This is a genomic window from Capsulimonas sp. (genome assembly GCF_039929585.1).
GTDB lineage: Bacteria > Armatimonadota > Armatimonadia > Armatimonadales > Capsulimonadaceae > Capsulimonas.
On the sequence record NZ_JBDSQY010000102.1, the window covers coordinates 1 to 6,868 of the forward strand.

Annotated in this window: 7 protein-coding genes; 3 read left to right on the top strand and 4 right to left on the bottom strand. The window is 59.9% G+C overall.

Annotated elements, in window-relative coordinates:
- The first annotated feature begins 118 nt into the window (after positions 1–118).
- Genes ABIZ35_RS07265 through ABIZ35_RS07275 form a run of 3 tightly spaced genes read left to right on the top strand, consistent with a single transcriptional unit; the run spans position 119 to position 2,039 of the window.
- Positions 119–748, top strand: coding sequence for a flavin reductase family protein (locus ABIZ35_RS07265; protein WP_348219215.1), 630 nt, complete (start codon positions 119–121; stop codon positions 746–748).
- 37 nt (positions 749–785) lie between these two features.
- Entirely contained in the window at positions 786–1,244 is a 459-nt protein-coding gene (locus ABIZ35_RS07270; protein ID WP_348219216.1) for a nuclear transport factor 2 family protein, read from the top strand.
- 51 nt (positions 1,245–1,295) lie between these two features.
- A complete protein-coding gene (locus ABIZ35_RS07275; protein ID WP_348219217.1) occupies positions 1,296–2,039 on the top strand; it encodes a hypothetical protein in 744 nt (247 codons plus the stop codon).
- Here the strand turns inward: ABIZ35_RS07275 and ABIZ35_RS07280 are convergent.
- The 4 genes from ABIZ35_RS07280 to ABIZ35_RS07295 form a co-directional block, all read right to left on the bottom strand.
- A complete protein-coding gene (locus ABIZ35_RS07280) occupies positions 2,036–3,118 on the bottom strand; it encodes a glycosyltransferase family 4 protein (protein WP_348219218.1) in 1,083 nt (360 codons plus the stop codon). The two genes, ABIZ35_RS07275 and ABIZ35_RS07280, sit on opposite strands and share 4 nt — an antisense overlap.
- Positions 3,115–4,212 carry an LCP family protein gene (locus ABIZ35_RS07285; protein WP_348219219.1) on the bottom strand — a complete coding sequence of 366 codons (1,098 nt, stop codon included), beginning with the start codon at positions 4,210–4,212 and terminating at the stop codon, positions 3,115–3,117. The genes ABIZ35_RS07280 and ABIZ35_RS07285 overlap by 4 nt, the downstream gene beginning before the upstream one ends.
- Positions 4,213–4,298: 86 nt before the next feature.
- Positions 4,299–4,931: a hypothetical protein gene (locus ABIZ35_RS07290; RefSeq protein WP_348219220.1), complete on the bottom strand. Its 633-nt coding sequence runs from the start codon at positions 4,929–4,931 to the stop codon at positions 4,299–4,301.
- A gap of 4 nt (positions 4,932–4,935) precedes the next feature.
- Complete coding sequence (locus ABIZ35_RS07295) at positions 4,936–6,780, bottom strand: ABC transporter permease subunit (protein WP_348219221.1); 1,845 nt, start codon at positions 6,778–6,780, stop codon at positions 4,936–4,938.
- Positions 6,781–6,868: the final 88 nt, after the last annotated feature.

Below are 6,868 nucleotides of genomic sequence, written 5' to 3' on the forward strand. Positions count from 1 at the left end.
GTAACCTACCCCCGGCCTTCGGCCGACGGCCGGGGGTAGGTTACGAAGCGCCGGGGTGGGTCACTCAGCGAGCGGGCGAAGCGACAGAGGTATTATAAAAATACATCAGGAAACCATCATGCAATTCGATCTCACCGGAGCGGACTCCGCGAACGCCTATCGCCTGCTCACCAGCACGGTCGTCCCGCGCCCGATTGCGCTGGTGACATCCATCGACACAAACGGCAGCATCAACGCCGCGCCGTTCAGCTTCTTCAATATGGTCGGCAGCAGCCCGCCCGTGATTACGCTGGGCGTGGCGAACCGCGGGCAAGGCGTCGCGAAGGAGACCCGCGCGAATATCGAGCGTGAGGGCGAGTTCGTGGTGAACCTGGTGGATGAGGCGCTGGCGGAGGCGATGAACATCTGCGCCATCGACTTCCCTGACGGGGTGAGCGAGCTTCCGCAGGCGGGGCTAACGGCGTCGGCGTCCATTACGATCCGAACGCCGCGCATCGCCGAGGCTCCCGTCAGCCTGGAATGCCGTCTGCATAGCATCGTTCCAATCGGTGACAATCGCATTGTGCTGGCCGAAGTAGTCCATCTGCATATCCGCGATGAGTTCGTCGATCTGGAGCGCATGCATGTCCGCACCGAGAACTTAAAGCTCATCGGACGCATGCACGGCGGCGGATGGTACGCGCGCACCACGGATCTGTTCGACATGCCGCGCATTCCCTACAACGACTGGCTCTCGGGCCAGCAATAATCGGCTTCGCATCACTATCTCCAATGAAAGCAGAACCATGAAAATCGCCGCTCATTTCTCCGCGCTTGTCTGCGCACTCGGCCTGCTGACGATCGCGCCGGCACATGCCGCGCCCAAACCCAGCCCCGCCGCGAACAAAGCGCTGGTCGTGAAGTTCTACAACGAGTTTTTCAACGCGCACCACATCGACGCCGCGCTCAAATATCTGACGCCGGATTACAAGCAGCACAACCCCGGCGTCCCCACCGGCCGAGCGGCTATCATCTCGTTCTTCGGCCCCCATTTCAAACAAAACCCGCAGTCACACGCCACGATCACTCAGGCGCTTGCCGACGGCGATCTGGTGGCGCTGCACGTACACTCACAGCAGAATCCCAAAGATCGGGGGCTTGCGATCGTGGATATCTTTCGGGTAAAGAACGGCAAGATCGTCGAACACTGGGATGTCGTACAGCCGGTTCCTGAGAAGACGGCCAACACCAATACGATGTTCTGAGAAGCGGCCGCCAATGTCAGCTTGACTGACACACCAAGGACAAGACATACATTGCAGAGACAATTACCCCAAGCAATTCGGCCGGCGCGCTTTTCGGCCTGGATGGCCGCTGTGACCCTAGCCGCGCTGAGCGCCGGATGCGGAGGCGGCGACAGCAATTCCGCTCCGACGCCAGTGACCATCACCACAAATTTCGCCACGGACTCCAGCGGCTGGGTTGGCGGCAAAGCCGATTACTCGGACACCACGGCGCCCGTGGATGTTATTACCGCCCCAAGCGTCCTTCCAGCGCCGCTCAGCGGCAGTGGATATCGCCTTTCCGGCACAAACAAAAGTGATGACTTGTTCATTTATACCAGGAAGTATTTCACCGGTCTGAGGCCAGGGGCGCGCTATCGTGTTGCATTCCAGGAGAAGCTCGCCACTAGCGCTCCGTCGGACTGCACCGGCGTCGGCGGCGCCCCAGGCGAGTCCGTCTATGTGCACGCCGGGGCCACGGCGCAGGAGCCCAAAACTGTGAAAGATCTCAGCGGCAATAACGTCGTCAACATCGACCGAGGCAACCAGGGTACGGGCGGCTCACAGTCACTGATGCTTGGGAATATTGCGAACAGCAATACCAACTGCTCGGCGCCGGTATTTGAATCCAAAACATTGGCTCCGACGGCGACGCTCACCACCCAGGCCGACCCTCTGGGCGGAATCTGGCTGCATACGGGCATCGATTCGGGATTCGAGACTTATAGCGGCGTCTATCTGCAATCGTTCCGCGCGACATTCACGCCGGCCGACTAAGAGGCCAGCCCCTCATAAACCCGTTCGACCGCCGCCGTCTGAACGTGAATATCGTAATGATGTTTCACCAGCTCATATCCCGCCCCGGCCAGCCGCGTGCGCAGGGCGGGGTCGGCGGCGAGACGGCGCAGCGCCGCCGTCAGCGCCGCCGGATCTTCGGCGGGAACAAGCAGCGCAGTCTCCCCGTCCGTCAGCATCGCCGCAAGACCGCCGATGCGAGAGGCAACGACGGGGCGTCGCGCCGCCAGGGCCTCCAGAGCGACAATCCCCTGCCCTTCGAGTCGCGACGGCACCGCCACGGCGTCCGCCGCCGACAAAACGACGCACACATTATCCACCCGCCCGATCAGGCGCGCATTCGCAGGCGCCTTTTCTTCTAATTCCGCACGCAGCGGACCATCACCGGCGATTATGAATTGGAGTTCGGGGACCAGACGCGCTGCTTCCAGCAGGACGTCCACGCCTTTTTCGGGCGACAAACGCGCGATACTTGCGACAACAAAAGCGTCTTGCGGCACTCCCAACAACGCGCGGGCATCCAGAAACGGCGTTTCGTATCGCTCCACATCCACCCCATTGGGAATAACCGTCACTTTTTGACTTGGGATCCCATGCGCCCGCAGGCCCTCGGCAATTGGCTCGGAGACGGCGATTATCTGGTCAGCGGCGCTTCCAATCACAGCAAGGCCAACGCGCGTGGCGACGCCGGAGTCGATAAGGTTATGCGCGGTGACGACAAGCGGAAAGCTGTGAAGGCGATGAGCGAGCGCGCAGATGAACGCGGCGCGCAGCCCGTGGGCGTGAACGATTGCGGGGGAACGTCGGCGCAGGAGTGCGGCAAGATTTGCGGCCGCTCGCAGGTCGGCGAAAGGTGAGAGACGCGCCCGGATTTCGACGGGATATCGATCCGTAATGGGAAGGTCGCTGGGAAGAGAAACAAGAAAATCCGACGGAGCGGCGACACTCAAAGAAAATCTCTGAGTGTCGCTATATTCGAGGAGCTGCAGAACGTGCTGCCGGATGCCGCCAGCGGCGGGTCGCACGACTTGCAGTACGTTCACGAGGGACGGCTGGCTCACTGGGCGTCCGCGACCCGGGTCGTACGATGGCGGCGGCGGCGATGGCGCGGCGCGCTCTCCGCAACAGCCTCTGGCGGAGCCACGCCGAAGGTCTGCTGGATCATCGGGCGCGCCTTCTCCCAGTCGGTCTCGACAAAGACCTTGCCTTCCGTGCTCGGAAGCGTCGCCATCTGGATCTGATCGCGCGGCGTCTCATGAACGAAGTTCGCAATCGCGATCTTCTGCTCGGGCGTCATATCGCTGTCGAGATGCCGGTCCATGGTTCCCAGCAAGTTCGGGATCGCGGCCAGTGTCGCGGGGTTCAGCAGCTTGGCTTTCAGCGCCGCGAGAAGCGCCTGCTGGCGCTGGACACGCACTAGGTCGCTGTCTGAATGACGGAATCGGACAAAACCCATCGCCTGCTGGCCGTTCAGGTGCTGCTCACCCGGCTTCAGGTGGATGTGCAGGTGGCCCCAGTTATCATCGTAATCCATCTTCTTGTCGACATTGAGATCGACGCCGCCCAGCTGATCGATCGCTTCTTCAAATCCCTGAAAATCGATCGCCACGTACTTTTCCGAGGGAATCCCAAAGTTGCTCTGAACCGTCTGTTCAGTCAGCGCCGGACCGCCATGCGCATGCGCTCCGTTGATCTTGCCCACGCCAAAGCCGGGGATATCCGCGCGCGTGTCACGTGGGATCGACAGGAACGAGATCTTCTTACTGTCAAAATCAATGCGCGCCATCATGAGCATGTCCGAGCGCGCCTTGGTCTTGATAATCTGGTCGCTGTCGCTATAGTCGTAATCCCGACCGATTACCATCAGATTCAGCGTTTTCTGACCAGGGAAGACATCCTCCACGGTTTTCGGATGGACAATGCCGCCGACAATGCTGGGGATATATTTTTGGAGACCGGGATTGTTATGCAGCGAGGTTCCAATAAACACGCCGGCGCCGGTCAGCAATCCAAGAGCGATGAAGCCAATGATCTGGCCCGCCGCAGACGGCTTGCGCGCCTTGACGTTGGGTTTGTTTTTCGATGATTGCGAACGTGGGGGCAGCGGTTTGCGAGGCTGCGGAGCGGCGGTCTTACGCGGGGGGGATGTACCCATAATTGCGGCTGTATCTCCTAATAAAAACGCGGGATAATGGCGTCAGTATATCGTAGGCTCGCGGACGTTGTCAAGGAGGGGCGCACTTAATTTACCATACTTGACGACGAATGTAGTCCCAGATCCGCAGTTCCGTCCGTTCGGGGCAATGCCCCCAGCAAAAACCGGCCGTCGTCGGTGTGGCGCGGGGCCAGCAAAAACTGAACTCCGTTGACCAGCGGCAGCCCGGCGAGCGATGCTCCAGGAGGGGCGAGCAGACGGATCTTGGCGAAGCGAGGTAGCTCTTCCTGGCTCCAGGAGCCATGAAGCATCGGAGGCGTTCCCTCCCGGTGCTCGAAAACAAAGAGGTTTTCACGCGAACGCAGGTTACCGCCTTCGTAGATCAAATACAAAGAGAACAAGGGAAAGGACAGCGTTTCCGCAAGCAGCGCGGAAATAACCTGCTCCAAAGCGGCGAGGTATCGGCGGGTCGCGGCGGCGTCGATCAGCGAGTGGGTCACTCCCGCCCCCACCGCGCCGGAAAACTCTTCCGGCAGATCGCACAGTTCGAAGTAGCCGCCCGCTTCGGAAAACACGGCGCGCGCGGTTTCATTTTCGTAGACAACGCCGGAGCCGATCTGATCCTTCACAAAGCTGATGCCGACGCCATGGCGCTCGCGAGTCTCCCGGCGGACGGCGTCCAGCGGCGATGGGGTTGTGTTGTTGTCTGGGGTCAGCATTGTATTATTTATAACTCGGGACGATGATGCCCTTCATGATCGTGTTCTGGGCAAAGATAAAGATCAGCAGGGTCGGAATGGCCGCCAGCGTCAGGGCCGCCATGGTGACATATTGCGGAGCGCCGCTGGAGCCCAGCTCGTAGATCCACACCATCATGGTCCACATCTTCGGGCTCTGGCACACCAGCAGGGCGAACATAAAGGCGCTATAGGCGGCCCGGAAGGCGTCAAGTGCGATGACGGCGAAGATCGGCCGGGACAGCGGCAGCGTGATACTAGCGAACATACGCATCTCCGTCGCGCCGTCCAGCGTACCGGCCTCATACAGTTCGCGCGGCAGACTATCGAAGAAGCCCTTCATCAGGAAGATCGCGTAGCCGCTGGCGGCGGCGGGCAGCACAAGCGCCCAGAACGTATTGAGCAGGTTCAGATCCTTGAGCAGCAGGAAGTTCGGGATCAAGGTCACTTCCGCCGGGAACGCCATCGTCGTCAATAAAAACAGCAGTATCGTATTGCCGTAGGACAGATTGAACCGGGACAGCGCGTAGGCGCAGAGCGGATTGACGATCAGCGCGGTGATCACCGAAAGCGCGCAGAACAAGATCGTGTTCCAGACAGCATTGCCGTGCAGCAAGATGTAGTTGATGACCAGCTTGTAGTTGCGCGTGAGATAGTCCATGCGAAGTTCCGATGGATGAGACTTCACATACTCCCAGTCCGACGCAAATATCGCGGCCCCGATATTTGCCGATGCGCCGGGAGCGCCATGCGCGGCAAGATACGACTGGTAGCGCGTTTCCAAAGTATCGGCGCGCAGGGCGGCAATCGGGGCCGCAAACTTCAGGAAGTCGGTCCAGTCCAGCAGCGGCGCGCCCTGCGACGGCAGCTCGCTCACATTCGGCAAAAGGACTTGCTCGAATGATGCGAGCGCAGACGCATGCTGTTTATTGTAGTCGGTCAGGTCGCCTTTGTAACGCGCCTGAATAAACTTGCGATACGCCGGAAGCGCCATTGCAGAGTCGACCACAAGAAAACGGATAGGCAGCTTGGTCCGAACGAACTTTTCCCAGTCCTTGCGCCGCGCGGGATTCCCCTCGGGCAGCGGCGCCAGCGCGATCTCGCCGAAATCTTTGTACGCCGTTCCCCATGCTTTGTTCAGATCGTCGATCTTGCCGGGATAGGCGTCTTCCTTCAGCCAGTGATTGTAGAGCGAATTGCCGCCAATCCCGATGAAAAAATTCAGCGGGAGCGTCTTTTCGAACTCCGCCCAGTCGCGGGATTTCAGCGAGCTATCCGGGAGCCAGGCGTGCTTGCCGGGCTGCTCAAAGGGCGGGAAAATCGCCAAAAACGTATTGTCTTCCTGAGTATACGCTTTGTCGAGCGCCGTGATATCGCCGTGAAATTTCCGGTTCAGAAACGCCTGATATCGGTCGAGGAGAGCGCTGGGACTATACGACGCCGTGCCGGCCGCAAATCCCGCCAGCTTGTACTGCGAGGGAACGCCGGCGAAGAACGCGTTCCAATCCGCCGCCGTTCGCGCATCCGCGGCTTTCGGCGGCTTGACATCTTGGAGACTGGCAATGTTCGCGCCATAGGTCGTGTTGATCGTCGCGACGTTGGCGCTGAATTTGTCCTCGACGTACTTGCCCAGCAGCGCCTTATCCGATGACAGGTACGCAGGGACGATTTGATACGATTGGTTGTCGTACTGCGACGTCACCGAGGCGCCGAGCATGACCAGCAAGGGGTAGATCATTGTCACGGCGCCCAGGGAGAGGACAAGATATAACACCGCATAAAGCAGTTTGATCTTGCGGGAGCGGCGTCCGACGACGGGGATGAGGGCCATAAGGACTATTATATCGCGGGGCGAACGTAAAAGCAAGGAGCATGCCTCTCCGCCCCATTTCCCCCCTCCCCGAGGTATCATAAAGGGC